16 protein-coding genes are annotated in these 19,363 nt (G+C 43.1%); 6 read left to right on the top strand and 10 right to left on the bottom strand.

All coding sequences use genetic code 11. From position 1 onward, the window contains the following. Positions 1-10 precede the first annotated feature (10 nt). The 3 genes from AAFN85_RS05755 to AAFN85_RS05745 form a co-directional block, all read right to left on the bottom strand. A complete protein-coding gene (locus tag AAFN85_RS05755) occupies positions 11-3,190 on the bottom strand; it encodes a TonB-dependent receptor (protein WP_347526059.1) in 3,180 nt (1,059 codons plus the stop codon). Positions 3,191-3,591: 401 nt separating this feature from the next. After that, complete coding sequence (locus AAFN85_RS05750; protein ID WP_347526058.1) at positions 3,592-4,884, bottom strand: esterase-like activity of phytase family protein; 1,293 nt, start codon at positions 4,882-4,884, stop codon at positions 3,592-3,594. Positions 4,885-5,014: 130 nt separating this feature from the next. Continuing rightward, positions 5,015-5,500: a hypothetical protein gene (locus AAFN85_RS05745; RefSeq protein WP_347526057.1), complete on the bottom strand. Its 486-nt coding sequence runs from the start codon at positions 5,498-5,500 to the stop codon at positions 5,015-5,017. Between the two features lie 128 nt (positions 5,501-5,628). Here AAFN85_RS05745 and AAFN85_RS05740 point away from each other — a divergent pair, with 128 nt between their 5' ends. Beyond that, positions 5,629-7,188 carry a M20/M25/M40 family metallo-hydrolase gene (locus AAFN85_RS05740; RefSeq protein ID WP_347526056.1) on the top strand — a complete coding sequence of 520 codons (1,560 nt, stop codon included), beginning with the start codon at positions 5,629-5,631 and terminating at the stop codon, positions 7,186-7,188. Positions 7,189-7,388: 200 nt separating this feature from the next. Then, a complete protein-coding gene (locus AAFN85_RS05735) occupies positions 7,389-8,507 on the top strand; it encodes an alginate lyase family protein (RefSeq protein ID WP_347526055.1) in 1,119 nt (372 codons plus the stop codon). A 245-nt stretch (positions 8,508-8,752) separates the two neighbouring features. Here AAFN85_RS05735 and AAFN85_RS05730 read toward each other — a convergent pair whose 3' ends face one another. From AAFN85_RS05730 to msrA, 3 genes are all read right to left on the bottom strand, one after another. Further along, a complete protein-coding gene (locus tag AAFN85_RS05730; protein WP_347526054.1) occupies positions 8,753-9,781 on the bottom strand; it encodes a class I fructose-bisphosphate aldolase in 1,029 nt (342 codons plus the stop codon). Positions 9,782-9,902: 121 nt separating this feature from the next. Then, a complete protein-coding gene (gene msrB, locus AAFN85_RS05725) occupies positions 9,903-10,421 on the bottom strand; it encodes a peptide-methionine (R)-S-oxide reductase MsrB (RefSeq protein ID WP_347526052.1) in 519 nt (172 codons plus the stop codon). Further along, the gene (gene msrA / locus AAFN85_RS05720; RefSeq protein WP_347526051.1) at positions 10,421-11,032 is read right to left on the bottom strand and encodes a peptide-methionine (S)-S-oxide reductase MsrA; all 612 of its coding nucleotides are present in this window, start codon (positions 11,030-11,032) and stop codon (positions 10,421-10,423) included. Before msrA ends, msrB begins: the two co-directional genes overlap by 1 nt. A gap of 150 nt (positions 11,033-11,182) precedes the next feature. On the opposite strand from msrA, the gene AAFN85_RS05715 reads away from it, so the two are divergent. The 4 genes from AAFN85_RS05715 to AAFN85_RS05700 all read left to right on the top strand — a co-directional run bounded on the left by AAFN85_RS05715 (position 11,183) and on the right by AAFN85_RS05700 (position 13,925). Further along, positions 11,183-11,737, top strand: a complete 555-nt coding sequence (locus AAFN85_RS05715; protein ID WP_347526050.1) for a DUF1543 domain-containing protein — start codon at positions 11,183-11,185, stop codon at positions 11,735-11,737. Positions 11,738-11,747: 10 nt separating this feature from the next. Then, a complete protein-coding gene (locus tag AAFN85_RS05710; RefSeq protein WP_347526048.1) occupies positions 11,748-12,617 on the top strand; it encodes an AraC family transcriptional regulator in 870 nt (289 codons plus the stop codon). A gap of 69 nt (positions 12,618-12,686) precedes the next feature. Next, positions 12,687-13,337, top strand: coding sequence for an HD domain-containing protein (locus AAFN85_RS05705; protein ID WP_347526047.1), 651 nt, complete (start codon positions 12,687-12,689; stop codon positions 13,335-13,337). A gap of 69 nt (positions 13,338-13,406) precedes the next feature. Beyond that, positions 13,407-13,925 (top strand): hypothetical protein, encoded by a 519-nt coding sequence (locus AAFN85_RS05700; protein WP_347526045.1) that lies wholly within the window; start codon positions 13,407-13,409, stop codon positions 13,923-13,925. Between the two features lie 149 nt (positions 13,926-14,074). On the opposite strand, the gene ligD is transcribed toward AAFN85_RS05700, so the two are convergent. The 4 genes from ligD to AAFN85_RS05680 all read right to left on the bottom strand — a co-directional run bounded on the left by ligD (position 14,075) and on the right by AAFN85_RS05680 (position 19,232). Continuing rightward, positions 14,075-16,810: a DNA ligase D gene (ligD, locus tag AAFN85_RS05695; protein WP_347526044.1), complete on the bottom strand. Its 2,736-nt coding sequence runs from the start codon at positions 16,808-16,810 to the stop codon at positions 14,075-14,077. An 11-nt stretch (positions 16,811-16,821) separates the two neighbouring features. Then, positions 16,822-16,998, bottom strand: coding sequence for a DUF3606 domain-containing protein (locus AAFN85_RS05690; RefSeq protein WP_347526043.1), 177 nt, complete (start codon positions 16,996-16,998; stop codon positions 16,822-16,824). Between the two features lie 458 nt (positions 16,999-17,456). Then, a complete protein-coding gene (locus tag AAFN85_RS05685) occupies positions 17,457-18,389 on the bottom strand; it encodes an alpha/beta hydrolase (protein WP_347526041.1) in 933 nt (310 codons plus the stop codon). A 36-nt stretch (positions 18,390-18,425) separates the two neighbouring features. After that, on the bottom strand, positions 18,426-19,232 hold the full coding sequence (locus AAFN85_RS05680) for an alpha/beta hydrolase (protein WP_347526039.1): 807 nt from the start codon (positions 19,230-19,232) through the stop codon (positions 18,426-18,428). Positions 19,233-19,363 lie beyond the last annotated feature (131 nt).

The raw sequence follows: 19,363 nt of genomic DNA, 5'->3' as shown, positions 1-19,363 counted from the left end.
AAATGGCTGTTTAAAAAGTTACATTTAAACCTAAGGTGTAAAACTTTGATGAAGGGTAAGTACCCAGATCGATACCCGAGCCGGTAGGGTTAGTAATAGTAGCGCCTGTAATAGGATCGGTACCTGTAGCCTGGCCAATTTCCGGATCAAGCCCTGTGTATTTGGTAATAGTGAACAGGTTTTGAGCGGCTATATAAAACCTCACTTTGCTCACGTTGATCTTTTTGGTAAGCGCCGATGGCAAAGTATAACCAAGGGTAACGTTACGTAAACGCAGGTAGCTGCCATTCTCAACATACACGCTTGATGCCACGTTGTTAGCGCTCACATCATCATTGTAAGTAGCTCTTGCAAAGCGGTTTGACGGATTGGTTGGTGTCCAACGGTTTAAGTAGTATTGCTCGCTTACGTTTTCTACCCCCACAAAGCCAGGCGCCTGGAAGCTTTCGAGGTTACGTTGCTGGTAGTTGAAAATTTTGTTACCATAGCTACCGTAAAAGAATGCGTTGAAATCAAATGCTTTGTACGATAGATCGATGTTTAAGCCGCCATAAAATTTAGGTAGCGGGCTGCCTAAGCTGGTACGGTCATCGGCAGTGATCTGTCCGTCGCCGTTGATATCTTTAAACTTACGATCGCCGGGCTGAGTTGTAGCTACCTGATAGTGGCCTGTAGGCGATTTAGCATTTAAAGCATCGATCTCGGCCTGAGTTTGGAAAATACCCAAAGATTGATAACCGTAAAACTCACCTACAGGCTGCCCGATATTGGTTTCGCTAAATGTAGACCAGCCATTTGCCGGAAGCGGCAGGTTAACCAGGTTGGTTATAAACTTGGTATTTTTGTTAATGCTTACCAGTTTGTTATTTACCGTGGTAATATTTACACCTACACCGTAGGTAAAATCTTTAACAGAGCGCCTGTAGTTTAAAGCAAACTCAAAACCTTTGTTGCTGATACTACCGGCGTTTTGTGTTGCTGATGTAAAACCGGTTTGAGCCGGGGTGAGCAGGTTTAATAAAAAGTCTTTCGAATCTTTTTTGTAGTAATCAACCGTTAAGGTTAGGCTGTTGTTCAGGAAGGCCACATCCATACCAACGTCGGTTTGTTTGGATGTTTCCCATTTCAGGTTAACATTATCAAGGTTGGTAAGGGCCAAACCACTTTGGTAAATTTTACCGAAAGGATAACCAACGTTTGATCCTGAACTTGCCGGACCACCCGAAGTATAACGTGCCAGATATTGGAACAAGCCAATGCTCGACTGGTTACCCACGGTACCATAGCTACCACGGAATTTCAGATCAGAAAGCCAGTTCACATTTTTCAAAAATGATTCTTCTTTAGCTTTCCATGCTACTGAACCTGATGGGAAAGTACCGTATTTATGTCCCTGGTAAAATTTTGATGAACCATCACGACGGATAGTTGCTGTAACCAAATATTTATCGGCAAACTTATAGTTCAGCCTGGCAAACTGCGATGCCAATGAATAAGTTTGCTGACCGCCATAAGCTACCAGGTTTTGTACCTGGCTTAAATCGCGGATGGAGTTGCTTGGCAGGTTATTACCGCTACCACCAATTTGCCTGCCGGTGTTTTCCTGTTCAGATACACCACCTACAAAATCAATAGCATGCTGGCCAAAAGTTTTGCTGTACGAAATGGTGTTTTCCCAAAGCCACTCAAAGGTATTGCTTGCATTTTGCGAATAAACACTTAGCTGGTTAGCACCACCCAGGTTATATTGCTCGCTCGAGCGATTATCTTGTGGTTGAAAATAGTAACCAGAAAAATCGCTGGTATTGATACCTAAGTTAGTCTTGATCTTTAAACCATCAAATATGGTAGCCTCTAACGAGGTGGCACCTAAAAAGTAGTTTTGCAGATTTTTGATATCCTGTGTTTCGATAGCATAAACAGGGTTATTCCAGCTTTTGGTATAAATGTTTACCGGGTTAAAGAAACCGTAGTTGCCGTTCGCATCTTTAACCTCGTTGGTTAATTTGTTACCACCATCCAAAGTTGGGATCAGTTCGCTGAGTTGGGCCAGTGAACCTGTACCGAATGGATTTTTGGTGTTTTGACGGGAGAATTTAGCGCTGGTTGATGATTTTAACCAGTTGGCGATGTTATAATCGATATTCATGCCCAGGTTAATCCTTTTAAAGAACGAACCTAATACGATACCTTTTTGATCATAATAACCTGCCGAGAATGCAGACTGTACTTTATCATTACCACCGCGGATAGCGATGTTATAATTCTGTTTCAATCCCTGGCGATAAACAGCATCCTGCCAATCAACATTATGCAATGATGATGGCGTTGTCCATTCAGGCAGTTCGGTAAAACCTTCGGCCGCGTGAACCTCGTTGGCCAAAGTGCCCCATTGTTGAGCGTTCAGCACTTTATATTTTTTTGGCTCTGATTGTAAAGAGGCATAAGCATCTAACGATACCTGGGTACCATCTTTTTTACCTTTTTTAGTGGTGATAATAACCACACCATTTGATGCCCTTACACCATAGATAGCAGTAGCCGATGCATCTTTCAACACATCCATCGAAGCAATATCATTTGGGTTGATATTGTTAAGGCCACCAGTAATAGGATAACCATCAACAACATACAGAGGATCATTATTACCCAAACTACCGATACCGCGGATCTGTACGCTAACACCGCCACCCGGAGCACCATCATTATTGGTAACCTGCACACCTGACGAGCGACCTTGCAAAGCCTGATCTAACGCGGTTACCGGTACTTTGGCAATTTGCTCGGCAGTAACGGAGCTAACCGATCCTGTTAAGTCTTTACGTTTGGTAGTACCGTAACCTACAACCACAACCTCGGTTAGTGCTTTATTATCAGGAAGTAATGATACATTGATGCTTGACCGGCCATTTACCGGTACTTCCATATTAGTGTAGCCCACAAAACTAAAAACAAGCGTTTCGTTTCCGCCAACACTTATTGAGTAAGTGCCATCGGCTTTTGAGCCGGCAGCCTGGGTACTCCCCTTTACTTTAATGGTAACACCAGGCAGTGGCAGGCCTGTGTCTGAACCGGTTACCTTACCAGTTACCACCTTACTTTGGGCATGACCTGCCAAACTCATCAGCATAAATGATAAGCCTGTACAGATAAACGCCACAACTTTTTTGATGCGTAGTTTTCCTCTCATACGTTTTACTTTATTTGTTAAATTGGTTGATAGCAAAAGTTACTTTTTAACACTTTATCGAGATGTAACTTTAGTTAAGGTAAATGTAATCAGGCTTAGCAATCGATTGTAATACGATATGAGTTGTTTTTTGTACTAATTTAACAAAGTGTAAAAAATTGAGTTTTATTTACTAAATATTTAAAAATCAAATAATTAAGAAACAAAATAGATTTAAACAAGCAATAAATTAACATATTAGCGATAAAATAGTACAATCCATTGTTAAATTTGCATCACATAATAAATGTTATTTTAACAATAAAATATAAATCAACACTTTTTAAAACCAAGGGCTATAAACAAACAAAGCCCCCGTTTTATCGGAAGCTTTGTTTGTAATAGAAGATTGGTACTATCAGTTATTTAAGTTTTACAAAAAAAATTCGGTTCCGATCAACCGAGTTGGTAAGCGGTAATATTTTGGCAGCGAAACCATTTTTGCCGTCGTCGATCACGCCAAAATCATCATCGTTTGATATAGCTAAGATATTGCCTGGCAATAGGGTTAAACCTTCCGCTTTATCGTGCGGATAAATACCGGTAGGCAGGTCTTTCAACAGATCCAGCACCTCGGTTTTGGTTACCGGGATTATCCCAACGCCTTGTAAACCTGCTGCATCGTTCAACTCTTCAACAGTTTTCCCTCCATATAATTTACCGTTTACAGCACTCATATCTGATGCCGAAATGTCGGTAGCATTGCTGATATCTATCTTAAACACTTTTTTAAATGTAGCCGGATTGGTTGCCGCGCCACCGAAGTTACCATCACGCTCAACAGTTAAAAATGTATTAGCGTTAAGGGCAGTGATATCGCTTACGCCGGTTAACGACTTATCATTCATCACATAAGCATACTGTTTGGTATTACCCGTAGCAATATCAAAAGTAAGGATCCGCAAAATAGTTGAGTTACTTACAGCCGCTTTTGAAGGGTTATACATTGGCGATTGCATCATGCCTACCAAAGTTTTGCCATCGGGAGTAATAGCCAGGCCTTCCATACCACGGTTGGCACGGCGGGTAGCAAATACCGCCGGAATTTTACGGCCGCCGGTTCCGGTGCCATAAGGGTTAATACGCTCGATAGTTTTGCCCGATCCATCAAAGTGAACAATATGCGGGCCGTACTCATCACTTATCCAAAAACCGCCTTGCCCGTCCAGCGCCAATCCTTCCGAATCAATACCATCAGCACTTGGTGTTAATTTATTACCGGCCAAATCAAAAGGCACTTCGCCCGATGCTCCCATTCCTTCCGGGTTTGGCAAACCGTTTAATTTTTGCCCTGCGGCATTTTTTAGTTCGATGGTTTGTTCCAGGATCAGTTTACCATCTTTCAGTCTGAATTTACCTATCTGTGGATCAAAGTCTGGTTTGCCAATGATGATGGAATTAGCTGTTTGCCCGGCAACGTTAGATCCACGATCAGTTAACAGGTAAAACACATCTTTTTGAGTTGGATCAGCAGCAATAGCCGAGCCAAAGCCACCATTATACACGTTTACCCCTGCCGCGGTAGTAAAAAGGATGGCTGGGTTTGCAGCCTCGGCCATATCGGGATAGCTGAATGGTACTATTTTATTATCATCATGGCAGGAAGAAAGCATCACGGCCGAAACCGCGATAGCGCTGATTAGTTGTTTTTTCATTGTATTTGTACAGGTTAGTTTTTGCAAAAGAACCTGTACGGTATAAACACAATGTTAAATCTAGGATAAAAATTTAACTTTAATGAACATTTTTAAAACTCAGTAAACAAACCACCACCATTAGATTAAGTTACTGTTTCCACTCTTTTAAACTTTCATCGGGCTGGGTTTCATAAAGCTTGCGGGTTACGGTATCGATATAAACCCAACTATCCGAAGAGAAAACAGCAACTTCCTCATCTCTGTGATCGTGCCCAACGTTGTAAACAAAGTATTTTGATTTACCACGCTGCCGTATGCTATCAAACATCCATTCTTCATTTACTGAGGTATCGGCTACAGACATACTCACTAATTGATTGTGTGAGTTTTTAAGATAGGCTGTCAATACCGAATCCGTCCAGCCATTATTCGGCGGATTATCCGGGTAATCAGCAATTTCAGTGTCGGCTTCTTTTAGGCTTTTGGAGGTATGCGCCTTTGGCTTATTACCGGAGATATCTATGGCTTGTATATTACCTGAGGTATCCGATTTTTTTGCATCAACAGTTTTGGATGCCTGGTTACAACTTATCAGCAGTAATAATAAACCGGCGGATAGCAAATAGATTTTCATGACAAGGTTATTGATTAATCTCGGGTAAGGTAAATACTTATTGAGCATACTGCAATAATTATGTTACTTATAAATATCAAAAGGGATAAAACGTATTACCAAATGCGCTTTTTATTAACTTAGGCTTTATGAAACAATTTTACGCTCCTACCTGCAGTCTTCTTAGTAAGGCAAGGCCATTTGTTTTAGGCATGTTGCTTTGCGGCGGCGTGGCCTCGGCCCAATCAAACAACCCAATTGTAAATAATATTATGAGCGAGGAAACCAGTAACTCGCAACTGGAAAAATTGGCTCACGAACTTTTCGACGGCATTGGTCCGCGTTTAGTAGGTACTCCGCAAATGAAACAGGCCAACGACTGGGCCGTAGCCAAATACAAAAGCTGGGATATTGACGCCAAAAACGAAAAATGGGGCGAATGGCGCGGTTGGGAACGTGGCGTATCACATATTGATATGATATCTCCACGGGTGAAATCGCTTGAAGGCACACAACTGGCCTGGAGCCCGGGTATGGGTAAAAAAACCGCTACGGCCGAAATTGTGATCCTGCCAGATCTGGCCGATTCGGTGGCTTTTCAGCAGTGGCTGCCTACCGTGAAAGGCAAGTTTGTAATGATATCCATGTGCCAGCCAACCGGCAGACCGGATTATAACTGGCAGGAATTTGCGCTGAAAGAATCGTTTGATAAAATGAAAGCCGAGCGCAGCGCCCAAACTGATGCCTGGAAAAAGCGCATCAGCAAGACCGGTTTAACTAACAGAACTTTGCCTGTTGCATTGGAAAATGCAGGCGCGGTTGGTATTTTGACCAATAACTGGTCGGCAGGGTTTGGAGTTGATAAGATCTTTTCTGCATACACTAAAAAAGTGCCTACTGTTGATATCGCTTTAGAGGATTATGGCATGCTATACCGTTTGGTAGAAGGCGGAGATAAACCAGTGATCAGTATCCATTGTGAATCGAAAGAGCTGGGCGTTGTACCAACATTCAATACCATTGCTGAGATCAAAGGATCAGAAAAACCGAATGAATACGTAATGCTGAGCGCCCACTTCGATTCGTGGGATGGTGGCACAGGCGCTACAGATAACGGCACAGGTACGCTTACTATGATGGAGGCTATGCGTTTATTGAAAAAATTCTATCCTCACCCAAAACGTACCATTTTAGTTGGTCACTGGGGTAGCGAAGAGGAAGGCCTGAACGGCTCACGCGCTTTTGTTGAAGATCATCCTGAAATTGTTGCTAACCTGCAAGCTTTGTTTAACCAGGATAACGGCACCGGCAGGGTAGTTAACTTAACCGGTCAGGGCTTTGTGGAGGCTAAAGATTATTTAACCAAATGGTTATCGGCCGTTCCGGATACGATCAAAAACAGGATCAAAACCGTATTCCCAGGTCAGCCAGGCGGCGGAGGCTCGGATTTCGCTTCGTTTGTGGCTGTGGGTGCACCGGGCTTTTCTTTAAGTTCGCTAAACTGGAGTTACGGATCATATACATGGCATACTAACCGCGACACCTATGATAAGGTAGTGTTTGACGATTTGAAGAATAACGCCATTTTAGCGGCTATTTTAGCTTATATGGCCAGTGAAGATCCGGCTAAAACTGTGAACACCAAAACTGATGGTATTAAATGGCCGGCGCAAGTGAAGGCGACGAGGCGGGGTGGGTTGGATAAGTAAACCAACAAGATTATCCTCCCAATAAAAGCAAGGGCTTGTGCGATTCCCTCCCTCGGGAGGGCGGAGGGAGGGGTTTCTACGATAGGCATAATTGTTATGCCAAGAGTAGAACCCCCTCCCTGCCACCGCGCTTGCCAGCCGCCCCCCTCCCGAGGGAGGGAATAAAAAAAACCGCTCCGAATAACTACCCAACCAACCTAATGAGCAAGTTCTTAACCACACTCCTACTATCCTTATGCGTATTCAGCTTTAATACAAAAGCCTCTATAACCGATAGCACAGCAACAACCCCATCCAACAAAACCAAATTCATACACCCCGGTATCCTAAACACCAGATCAAGCTTAAACCAGATAGCAGCGGAGCTAAAAGCAGGCGACAGCACACGCACCGCCGCCTACCAGAAAGTGCTCGATTTTATTAAAGATCATGAATATCCCAACTCCTTCCCTGCCACAATAGTTGTAGGATCTAACGGGGCAACATCCCCATCCAAAACACAGATCAGGAAAGATTGCGAGCTGGTTTATGCCTATGCCTTAGCCTGGGCCAATACAGGTGAAACCGATTATGCTAAGAAAGCCATTGGCCTATTGAACGGCTGGGCTTACGCATTTAAAAATTATGACCTGCTTCCCGGAAAAACCAATGCAAAGCAACCCTCCCTCGAAGCTTCCTGGACCACGCCAAGCTTTGTAGCCGCGGCCGAGATCATCAGGCATTATAAAGTAAAAGGTAAATCGGCAGGCTGGGCTGAAGCAGATATCGAACAATTCGGTAAATACCTCATCAACGTAAAAGATAACTACATCAACGTCATTCCCGATTATAAAAACAACTGGGATTCATCAGCAGGTTATGCAAAAATGGCTATCGGGATCTTTTTAGATGTAGATAGCGTTTACCGCGCGGGTTATGATTTGATGGTGCGCGAATTGCCAAACATCATTCAGCCTGACGGTACCCTGCCCGAACTTTGCGTGCGTAAAGATTGTGTCCATTACCAATACTCGTTAACCGCCTACGCTTATGCAGCTGCTTTGGCCCGCATACAGGGAGACAACAGTTTATGGGAGTTGAGTTCAAAAAACATCAGTCTCGGCTATGATTTTATGCGCAAAGCTTTTGAACGTAAAACAGGTTGCGATTACTGCGATTTGAACAGCAGGATCTTCCCGGGAGTTGAAGTAGCTTATGGTTATTATAAAACCGAAAACCTCAAATATCTTCGGGCATTGCAGGCGCCGCTGGGTGTGCCTATTGATAATACCTTTTTAGGATTTACCACTTACACGCATTTTGGTGTAAAAGGGTTATAATCCCAAAAACCAGTCGCTTTTAAAAATCACTAAAATAACGAGGCACCTACGGAGCCAAAAAAACTTTTACTATTTCTATAAACACGATACTCCTACGGAGTGGCGAAGCAATTTTTCAACTCCGTAGGAGTATCGTGTTTATAGAAAATAAATACAGGCTTTCTGGCTCCGTAGGTGCCTCGTTTCTACAAGCGATTACCCTCAAACAAAGAAGCCGCTTTCGTTTTGAAAGCGGTTTCTTTGTTTTATGCCATCTGATGTTCCAGTTCCGGCGTATATTTTCCATCCCGCGCGATGGTATTGATGTGCGCACGTTCATATAAAAGGCGCTGGGCTTCGGCCACATTTTCATCCTTGCCGTTCCATTTTTCTAAACAAGGTTGCTGTACCGCTCTTGAATAAGAAAAAGTTAAAGCCCATGGCATTTTATCTTTAAAACGCACGTGCATGGCGTTCAATCTTTCGGAAGCTAACTCTGGCGATTGGCCGCCCGATAAAAATGCGATGCCCGGTACCGAGGCAGGTACACAACGCAAAAAGCAATTGATAGTGGCATCGGCCACTGCATCGGCATTATCTTGCTGCGGCGATTCCAGTCCTGGAACTATCATATTGGGTTTTAATATCATACCCTCAAAATTTACTCGTTGCTGGTAAAGCTGATTAAATAAAGTATGCAAAACCTCGTTAGTAACATCGGCGCAAGCTTTTAGCGAGTGGTTGCCATCCATTAAAACTTCCGGTTCAACAATGGGCACTATGCCAACTTCCTGGCAAATAATAGCGTAACGGGCAAGCAAAAACGCATTTGCTTTAATGCTGCCGCTTGTAGGTGCGTTATTGCCAATAGTGATCACCGCGCGCCATTTGGCAAAACGGGCACCTAATTTATAATATTCGGTTAGGCGGTTATGTAGGTTATCCAACCCTTCGGTTATTTTTTCGCCAGGGAAGCCGTCCATATTAATTGCGCCTTCATCAACTTTTATACCGGGGATAATACCTTTCTCTTTCAGGATATCGATGAATAATTTACCATTGGCTGTACTTTGTCTGATGGTTTCATCGAATAAAATGGCACCGCTTATCGCTTCTTCCAATTTGGGTGTGGTTACTATCAGTTCGCGGTATTTGCGGCGGTATTCTTCGGTTTGGGGGATATTGAGCGCTTCGAAACGTTTGTTACAGGTTGATGTACTCTCGTCCATCGCTAAAAGGCCTTTGTTGCCGGCCATCATTTGTTTTGCGATATCTTTCAGGCTTTGAAGTTCCATAGGTGGTGGGTGTTAATAAGTGAACAACGCCAAGTTAGCCACACTTGTTTTAAGCTCCATAAAACAAAAAGTCACGTTTACTTTAACGTGACTTTTTGAGATGATTATTGTACCAGAATCATTATTTGCTGAACCCATCGGGCACAAAATCCAACGATACCGAGTTCATGCAAAAACGCTTGTAGGTTGGCGGCGGACCGTCATCAAAAATATGCCCCAAATGCGAATCGCAACGGGCGCAAAGTACCTCGGTACGGCTCATTCCGTACGAATTATCTGTTTTATAGATAACGCTGTTTTTCCGCACTGCTTCAAAAAAGCTTGGCCAACCGCAATCGCTGGCAAACTTAGCATCTGAGCGGAACAGTTTGTTACCGCATACCGCGCAATAGTAAGTGCCCTTGGTTGTTTTATCCCAATATTGCCCGGTGAAGGCGCGCTCGGTAGCTGCTTCCCTTGCCGTTGCATATAAAGCAGGTGGCAGGATCTTTTTCCACTCGGCATTTGATACGTTGAGGTGTTTAAGATCCGTATTAGAATAGTACGGATTTTTCTCGTGGCCTTTTTCTGTTTTCAATTGCTGCGCAAATGCCCCGCTAAAGCAAAGCAATAAGGCCGCTAATACATATATCCTTTTCATTATTGCTTCAATTTATCTTTAAATACTTTTTTAAATTTCTCTAACTCGGGCTGGATCACATACTTGCAATAAGGTTGCTCACCGTTTTGGTTAAAGTAGTTTTGGTGATAGTTTTCGGCTTTGTAAAAAGCTTTGTATTGTACAACTTGCGTTACTATCGGGCTTTTATAAGCCTTTTCGGTATTCAGCTTGCTGATGTAATACTGCGCTTTTTGCTTTTGCGTAGCGTTGTGGTAAAAAATCGCCGATCGGTACTGCGTACCCACATCATTACCCTGCCTGTTTAATTGTGTAGGATCGTGCGCTACAAAAAATGCCGCCAGCAACTCATCGTACGATATCTTGGCCGGATCATAAATAATATTACAAGCCTCGGCATGGCCGGTGGTACCGGTACAAACCAACTCATAAGAAGGATTAGCCACATGCCCGCCTGAAAAGCCGGAAATCACCTTCTCCACGCCTTTCAGTTGCTGAAACTTGGCCTCGGTACACCAAAAGCACCCGGTGGCGAAAGTAGCCGTATCCAAAACTTTTTTGGGTGGCGCGGATGCGAACGAATTAAATACGACCGCCGATAGCACGGTCATCAAAAAAATTATCTTTTTCATTTATAGTTTATTTATCAATACGAGATGTATTCAAACTAACTAACGTAAAAAATGCAGGAGGCGTTGAACAAAGTTATCAATTTATAGCATTGTGATAGTTGTTTGACAAATGCCTTTGTTTTAGGTTTAACCTTGTAATACCTTTAGCTTATGGAAAACCTGAAACTTTTTATGCTGATGCTGGGCTGCAAACCACCGGGCCGCCATGTAGAACAGCACGATGTTTTCTTCGGCATAGCCCCTACCCTCCGCGACCTGATACCGCAAATAGAAGCCTTTTGGCCAGAACCAGCTAAGATCCACATAGATGCCTGGCGCGAGGTGAATACAGTAGATGGTTATGCTGTTAAAATAGCATCGCGAAGCGAAACCATAGAACAAAGCAAGAAACTGTTTTTCATCAATTTGGGCGGCTATCAACCTAACAAGTTTGAAGAGCAACATTACATAGTGCTTAGCGTTCAAAACGATTTTGCTTCGGCATCGAAAAACGCAAAGGAAACCCTCTTTTTTAAGCACAATCACTTTGCCGGGGCTAATTCGCACATCGACGATAAATACGGCGTTGATGTTGATGATATTTATAATGTAGAGGATATTTTAAACGCCGAACAAAAAGCGGCTTACCAGATACAACTTATTCCTGAAGCCGGTTTGCCGGAGGATAAGATCAACCTGGGTTATTTTAAACTAAGTAATTTATAAACAGCAGTAAATGAAACAGCCCTCAAATGAACATCTGAATATTATTGCTGATCGCGATATAAAAGATTCATTTTCTGTTGCCCGTTGGGATAAACAGCAATTTGAGAACAGGCATATCCATAGGGCTACTTATAACAGGATATTTTTAATTACTGAAGGTAATGGTGATCTTATCATTGATGCTACATCGTGGTCTGTTGCCAATAACCAGCTGATCCTAATATCAAAAGGCCAGCTTTTTAAATTCTCTTCCCAAACCAACCTTACCGGATACGAGGTTTGTTTTGGCGATTGTTTTTGGGAAAAAGCCCCGGCAAGTGCCAGCAATTGCAAGGCCGTATTATTTAATAACGCTGCCGATAATCAGCAGATACCGTTACAGGTTGATGATATAAAGGAGCTCAGCCCTCTTTTTGAAACGCTTTACACCGAATATCTGAAACCAGCCTACATTAATAAACCCGATGCCATGGCGGCCTGGCTGAAGATCATCATGATTAAAATAGCCAATGTAAACGCGGCATTGATTGAAGGGTTTGATAGTTATGAAAACCAGATTTACCGGCAATTTATTGAACTGGTAAGCCGCCAGTATCAAACCACACGTGAAGTAGCTGAATTTGCCAAACAACTGGGTATCTCCACCCGCAAGCTAACCGACATCTGCAACCGCTGCGCGGGTAAAAGAGCAAAAGATATTATCAACGGGCAGCTTATATCTGAAGCCAAGCGCTCCCTACAATTTTCAGCACAGCCGGTGAAGGAAATAGCCTATCTGCTTAACTTTTCTACACCCGAACAGTTTAGTCATTTTTTTAAAAAGAATACGCAGGTATCGCCCCACCAATACCGGGCGCACTTTGTACATATTGGCATGTGATTGCCCGGTTTTAGCATTTTTACGCGGCTGCATCCAGGTAATTTTGATGAAAATTAATTCATTAAAATTATGCCAGTCAGTAAATTAAAAACCATAGCCGGGATCACTATTCCCGATAGCAGCATCGCCAATCACGCCACCGAACTTTTGTTAGAGCATGGTACCGAGTTTTTGTACAATCACTCGTTAAGGGTATTTATTTTTTCATCGCTTAACGGACAGCGTAACAAGCTTGAATACGATCCTGAATTGCTGTATGTAAGTTCCGTTTTTCATGATCTTGGTCTTACAGCTCACTACAGCAGTCCGGATAAACGGTTTGAGGTTGACGGAGCCAATGCCGCCCGCGATTTTTTAAAAAGTTATGGTTTGCCTAAAGATCAGCTTCAGTTAGTTTGGGATACCATCGCGCTGCACACCACCATCGGCATTGCCGAGCATAAAGAGCCTGAAGTGGCCCTGATGTACTCGGGCGTTGGGCTGGATGTGATGGGAGAAGGCTATGAAAACCTGAGCGAAACGAACCGGGAAGAGATCATTACCGCCTTCCCCCGGAATGATTTTAAAAAGAAAATCATCCCTACCTTCTTCGGCGGATTTGAGCATAAAACCGAAACTACTTTTGGCAATATCAAGGCCGATGTATGCGCGTTTATGATTCCTAACTTCCACCGGAAAAACTTTTGCGATTGCATTTTACATTCGCCATGGAGTGAATAATAATAAACAAAACATTTTACGGTTTTAATAATTGTATCTACATCAATTAACCATTAAACCGTAACAGCCATGAAACATGCATTCGTTTTTGGGACTACCATATTTTTGAGCGAACAAAATACGCTTACCTATAGCGATGGCCTCAGCAATATTGAGTTTTTAAAGGTTTTATCATTTTATGATAATAGCAAGGGCCATGTACTTGCTATTGATGCCCATATTACCAGTCCGGCCGGTAACGAGATCAGGATAGCAGCCAACAACAATGATAATAGTGCAAATGTGAAGCTTGAGGTAACCGCCAGCCGTATCAAAGTTTTTGAACCCGGCCACGAAGAGCCCGTGCTGGACGTTTACCAGTTTGATCCGCATGAATATGCCGGTTTATCGAGCCACGTATTGAACGAGATCCATGCACAGCACCCTGATCATGTATTAACTATTAAAGGCAACTTTAAAGTTGAAGGCGCACATTTTTTAATTGAGAACGAAAAGATGTTTATTGACCAGAATGGTTATGCCAATGGTGTGGTGAACGCGCATCATGGAGTGATTTTATCTGCGGCTGATATTGATTTGGCATCGTAAGAGAAGAGGAAATACATCTGAAACGTCGTGCCGAATTTATTTCGGCATCCCACAAAACAAGTAGCCTATTTGCTTAGCATGGTTGCTTAGCGAGTGGGGTGCTGAAACAAGTTCAGCATGACGTTTTTTGTTGCTGATAACGGAGATATTTACTCAAAAACACTCTTAGCCTTCTTAATTGTCTTCTCCAGATCGATCCCCTTACCTAAAACCCCTTTAAACAGATCACCGGTTTCTTTAAGTCGATCAATCGAATTAAAGATCGTAAAATCCTTCATGGTAAGACCTGGCTTTACTTCATCCCAATGTAGCGGCATCGAAACTGTAGCTCCCGGTTTAGGCCTTAATGAATACGGACCTGCAATAGTAGCACCCGGCCGATTTTGCAAGAAATCGAGATACATTTTGCCTTTGCGGTTGGCTACCATGCGCTCCAAACTGGTATAATCAGGAATTTGTTTGTGCACGATATTAACTATCAACCGCGCAAACATTTGCGATTGATCATAATCATATTTGGCATCCAGCGGGATATAAATATGCATCCCCGTTGAGCCGGATGTTTTACAACATGATGGTACATCGATAGCATCCAGCACCTTTTTTACTTCGCGCGCGGCTTCAATTACCTGATCAAAAGTATTTTTATCCGGATCAAGATCAATCACGCAATAATCCGGGTTATCCGGCGATTGCACGCGGCTGAACCAAGGGTTCATTTCAATACAACCTAAGGAGGCCATCCATAGTAAATATGATTCGTCCGACCCTACCAGATACTCTTTGTGTTCGCCTTCTCCATTGGTATAAGGGAAGGTCTTGGTGATCCAATCGGGTGCTTTGCCTTTTACATCTTTTTGGTAAAAACTCTGTCCGTGGATACCATTAGGGAAACGGTTGAGCGACATGGGCCTATCCTTCAGATATGGTAATATATATTCAGCTACCTGGTAATAGTAGTTGAACATATCGCGCTTGGTCACGTTATCTTCGGGCCAGTAAACTTTGCTTAAGTGGGTAAACTTTAAGTCGTGCCCGCAGATCTTGCGTACCTGCGTTTCATCCTTGGGGTTGAGCAGGGTTTTGCGGTCGGTGTCTTTCACTGGTTTAATGGCTTTGGTGTGCTGCTTATCAGTCGTTTTGCCTTCGGTATCCTCAACAGTTTCAATAGTATCCTTTGGGGTTTCAAGCACTACATCCTTGGCTTTTTTGTCTGTACGCATGCCTTTAAAGGAAGCCTGCCTGAATACGCCATCGCTGGTCACCTCGGCAAAGGCAACTTCGGCAATCAGTTTGGGTTTGAGCCAGGTGGGTTTAGCGCCTAAACGTTGCGGTCTGAAACGCGACGGTTTATCTACATCAGGCTCTACCTCAAACGGGCTTTTATCGGTAATGAGCGGCTTAAACTCCGCCATCATTTCCTTTTGCAACTTATCAGAAAAACCTGTGCCTACCTTGCCAACGTATTGAAGTTTGCCTTGATCGTTATATACAGCCAATATTAATGCACTAAAGGCTTTTGAAGTGCCTGAGTTTTTAGTAAAACCAGCTACGATCACCTCCTGCCTGCGCTGAACTTTTATCTTCAACCACTCTTTCGAGCGGAGATCAGAAGTATATACGCTGCTTGCTTTTTTGGCGATGATGCCCTCTAAACCTATTTTTTCGGCAGCGTTAAAAAATTCGATGCCGCTGGCTTTGAAAGATTCGCTTTGTCGGATGCGATCATCGGTAGTGGGCAACACTTCTTTTAATATCGCCTGGCGTTGTTGCAATGGCAAATCCATCAGGTTCTTACCTTCGTACCAAAGAATATCGAACACATAATAAACCAGGTTACCATCGGCTTCACTTCGCCAGTTTTGGAGGGCACCAAAATCGGAGATGCCTTTATCGTTCAGCACCAGGATCTCACCATCAATAACAGCGTTCAGCTTCCAATCCTGCAGTAGCTTATTAATGGGATAGTATTTATCAAAAGGGAGATTATTCCGGGAGATGAGTTCGGCGTTATCCTTATCATCAATAATAGCGATGGCACGGTAGCCATCCCATTTTACTTCGTAAAGCCAATCCTGATCATCAAAAGGTTCATCAACCAAAGTAGCCTTCATCGGTTTGATATTGCGGGGGGCTTTTGATTTAGGAGCTTTTTTAAGCAAGGCTTCTACATCAAAACTTTCCTGCTCATCAGTATCAACTTTGGCGGCTAATTTTTCAACCGGTTCGGCGGGTGCTTTTTTTTTAGCGGATGTCTTCTTTGGTTTTTCTACATCCTCCTCATGGCCATGCTGCCAAACCTTTTCGCTGGTTTTCTCCATCTTTTCGATGGTTTTACCGGAGAGGATGGATCTGTCTTTTTTGGTGATATCTTTTTCAGAAGCAAACTCATCTTTATGTTTGATGAGCAGCCAGCCGTTCTCGCCCATGCCATGGGTTTTCACCAGGGCATATTCGCCTTCCAGTTTTTCGCCGTGGAGTTTTATTTTGAGCGAACCTGATTCGAGTTGTTGAAGCAGGTGCTTTTCCTGGGCTTTTTTCCCTTTAATTTCTTCGATAGGTTCGTAGGTACCTTCGTCCCAAACTATCACCGTTCCGCCGCCGTATTCGCCTTCGGGGATGATGCCCTCGAAGTTGCGATAATCAAAGGGGTGATCTTCAACCATCATGGCCAGTCGCTTCGTTTTTGGATCGGTAGAAGGTCCTTTCGGGATAGCCCAGCTTTTCAGTACGCCATCCATCTCAAGCCTGAAATCATAATGTAGCCGCGTGGCATCATGCTTTTGGATAACAAACATTAAATGATTTTTATCTTTGCTCCTGCCCGCTTTGGGTTCTTTCGTTTTACTGAAATCGCGTTTTTCTACATACTTTTCCAGGCTCATAGCGGAGGGTTTTATTTGTTACTTAAAAACTTGGCTACAGCCGCAGTAGAGTTACCTACCGCCCTTACAGCGGTTTTCAACCTTTCGGGGCGAACGCCAAATTTGTTTGCCCAATATTCAACCTCATAGTTTTCGCTGGTGTTGATGAGGTTGCCGTTAGTCCAGGTAATTTTGTTCATGTTTTCCATATGTTGATGTTTTTATAATTGGTAAAATATCAACAACGGAACCACTTACATGGTTTTAGTATTAGTTAATAAAAATCACTAATAAAAGAAGCAGAATTATTCCCAGCCATCATTGTTTTGCTCAGCGTAGTTTGGCAACATCATGTAAATCAATACTGCAAGGCAGGCTAACAGTATAACGCGGGTAAATAAAAATATGCACATTTCCATAGTTGTAGTTTTTAGTTGTTTTAGCTTTTCTGTTATATCAACATATACAGGCTTCGTGCCGCCAAATCAAAATATTGATTATCAATACATTACAAACAAACCTCCAGATACACCCTTACTATATATCGACGATTTACTAAATCCACCACGATATTTAATGATTTGATAAACTGAAACTTAGCCAATAAAAAAGCCGGAGGTTTATGAAAACCTCCGGCTTTTAGATAGCGTATTATTGATGTAGTTACTTAATTAGCCAAAAAGAAATCAAGCAGGCCTTTTTGTACCTGAGCGGTTTGTTCCTGCACTACCCAGTGGCCCGAATCTTTAATGATACATTCCTGCACGTTATCAGCAACCAATTTGGAATGTGCTGCCAGAAATGAACCTGCCAGGTGATCAGATCCCATTGCCAGTAAAGGCATAGGCAGCTTGGTTTTCGCAAACTCAACATTATCCTTTGCGTCCTGCTCAAAAGCGGCAAACCATTTAAAAGCACCGGTAGTTGCACCAGGTACAGAGTAAGCGCGGATAAACTCGGCAGTTTCGGCTTTGGTGAAAGGCTTTTTGATATAGCCAACCACAGGCCAAAAATCGGTAAGGAATAAACCTGCTTTGCCTGCAACTATCTCGCCTGCATGTGGCTGGGCGAAAAAGCCAAACCACCAGGCCTGTGCTTTTACCTGGCTCCAAACCGGTTCGATGCCTGGTAACAAGGCATCCATCAAAGCCACCTTTTTAACTTCGGTTGGGAATTGTACGGCATAGGCGTAAGCTACCATCAAACCGATATCATGTCCAGCGAGGTTAATATTTTTATAACCTAGCTTTTTGATCAGCTCGTGCAGATCGACAGCCATTGTTTTTTTATCGTAACCACCGGCTGTTTTTTGCGATTCGCCTACGCCACGCAAATCAGGGGCTATAATGGTGAAGTGTTTAGATAGCTCGGGCAGCAATCGGTTCCACATGTACCAGTTTTGACCGAAGCCGTGTACCAGTAACAGCGGTTCGCCTTTACCGCCGGTTACATAGTGAATTTTAACTCCGTTTACGGTTGCATAGGCATGTTTAAAACCTGCAGGCGGATTGGCCGGTGTAACTGTTGCTATAGCGTTGAATGTTAATATGGTAAATAATATTACCAGCATGGCGCTTATGCGCGTTTTTGTTGTTTTCATTGTATTTGATTGTTTATTTGTTGCTATGTATGTTGATTAATTTAGTGGCAGGTTATTGAGCCAATCGTTTATGTAGGCCGCATTTTCGGGCCAGGATGCTTGACCAAGCACGTGATGGTTTCGTCCCTCAAACTCTTTATAGTCGGTTATGGAGTTTTTATCGGTGTACTTTTTAAAATTGCTGTAGTTAAGCGATGCCGGGATAAAATTATCGCAGGTGCCGGCCATAAAAAGCAAAGGCACATGCGGGCGTTTGAAATCAATCTTAGCGGCATCGGTTATCGCATCGCGGACAAGCAGCTTCGATTCGGGAGTAAGCAGATCGTAATAGGCCTGTTTTTGTTGCTCATAAGGCATGCCATTGGTAAAGGCAAACTGCCACTCGCTGAACGACATGAGGTATGATTTTTTTGTAGATGTAAAAAAGCCCAACGGCCCCCACCCCGCTTTATAAAATGAATATTTGAAAGTAAATATGCCCTTGGGCTGCAAAGAATGAATAGCTACCCCCGCTATGGCCAAACCTTGCTGCACCAAGAGCTGTACTATTAACCCGCCCATAGAGTGCCCAATAAGAATGGGCTTTTCGGGCAGAGCTTTTACGATATCTGCGAAATAATTAGTTAAGTCAGTTAAGCGTTGCGATGCTATATTTGCATCTGGTTGCCTTTGCCTCAGGGTGCAACCCGACGCGTCTTTATGCGGCCAGGCCGGGGCAAGCGTTTGATAGTCGCGGCTTTCAAAATACAGCTTCCAGTTATCCCAACTGGTATGGCTTACAAAGGCACCGGTTATAAAAACGATGGTGTTTGAGATGCGTTTGTATGTGATTGCCTGTTCCATGTTTATTTGTTTTGACATAATACAGGCAAGCAACAGGCCAACAACACAACAAACTAACAATCAGCAACTTAATAATGTTCCAGTATTTATACAATTACTTTATCTCGTAACGTGGCGAATTACAGCAAACG

Origin of the sequence: Mucilaginibacter sp. CAU 1740, from assembly GCF_039839285.1 — a bacterium.
Lineage (GTDB): Bacteria > Bacteroidota > Bacteroidia > Sphingobacteriales > Sphingobacteriaceae > Mucilaginibacter.
The sequence above is the reverse complement of the archived record's forward strand: the minus strand, read 5'-3'. Positions and strand labels throughout refer to the sequence as shown.

Bases quoted from the DNA above. Each gene is read 5' to 3' on its own strand.
- AAFN85_RS05700 (WP_347526045.1), top strand. From the start codon at position 13,407: ATGAAACATGCATTCGTTTTTGGGACTACCATATTTTTGAGCGAACAA.
- AAFN85_RS05710 (WP_347526048.1), top strand. From the start codon at position 11,748: ATGAAACAGCCCTCAAATGAACATCTGAATATTATTGCTGATCGCGAT.
- msrB (WP_347526052.1), bottom strand. From the start codon at position 10,421: ATGAAAAGGATATATGTATTAGCGGCCTTATTGCTTTGCTTTAGCGGG.
- AAFN85_RS05680 (WP_347526039.1), bottom strand. From the start codon at position 19,232: ATGGAACAGGCAATCACATACAAACGCATCTCAAACACCATCGTTTTT.
- ligD (WP_347526044.1), bottom strand. From the start codon at position 16,810: ATGAGCCTGGAAAAGTATGTAGAAAAACGCGATTTCAGTAAAACGAAA.
- AAFN85_RS05735 (WP_347526055.1), top strand. From the start codon at position 7,389: ATGAGCAAGTTCTTAACCACACTCCTACTATCCTTATGCGTATTCAGC.
- AAFN85_RS05740 (WP_347526056.1), top strand. From the start codon at position 5,629: ATGAAACAATTTTACGCTCCTACCTGCAGTCTTCTTAGTAAGGCAAGG.
- AAFN85_RS05730 (WP_347526054.1), bottom strand. From the start codon at position 9,781: ATGGAACTTCAAAGCCTGAAAGATATCGCAAAACAAATGATGGCCGGC.
- AAFN85_RS05750 (WP_347526058.1), bottom strand. From the start codon at position 4,884: ATGAAAAAACAACTAATCAGCGCTATCGCGGTTTCGGCCGTGATGCTT.
- AAFN85_RS05690 (WP_347526043.1), bottom strand. From the start codon at position 16,998: ATGGAAAACATGAACAAAATTACCTGGACTAACGGCAACCTCATCAAC.
- AAFN85_RS05745 (WP_347526057.1), bottom strand. From the start codon at position 5,500: ATGAAAATCTATTTGCTATCCGCCGGTTTATTATTACTGCTGATAAGT.
- AAFN85_RS05715 (WP_347526050.1), top strand. From the start codon at position 11,183: ATGGAAAACCTGAAACTTTTTATGCTGATGCTGGGCTGCAAACCACCG.
- AAFN85_RS05755 (WP_347526059.1), bottom strand. From the start codon at position 3,190: ATGAGAGGAAAACTACGCATCAAAAAAGTTGTGGCGTTTATCTGTACA.
- msrA (WP_347526051.1), bottom strand. From the start codon at position 11,032: ATGAAAAAGATAATTTTTTTGATGACCGTGCTATCGGCGGTCGTATTT.
- AAFN85_RS05685 (WP_347526041.1), bottom strand. From the start codon at position 18,389: ATGAAAACAACAAAAACGCGCATAAGCGCCATGCTGGTAATATTATTT.
- AAFN85_RS05705 (WP_347526047.1), top strand. From the start codon at position 12,687: ATGCCAGTCAGTAAATTAAAAACCATAGCCGGGATCACTATTCCCGAT.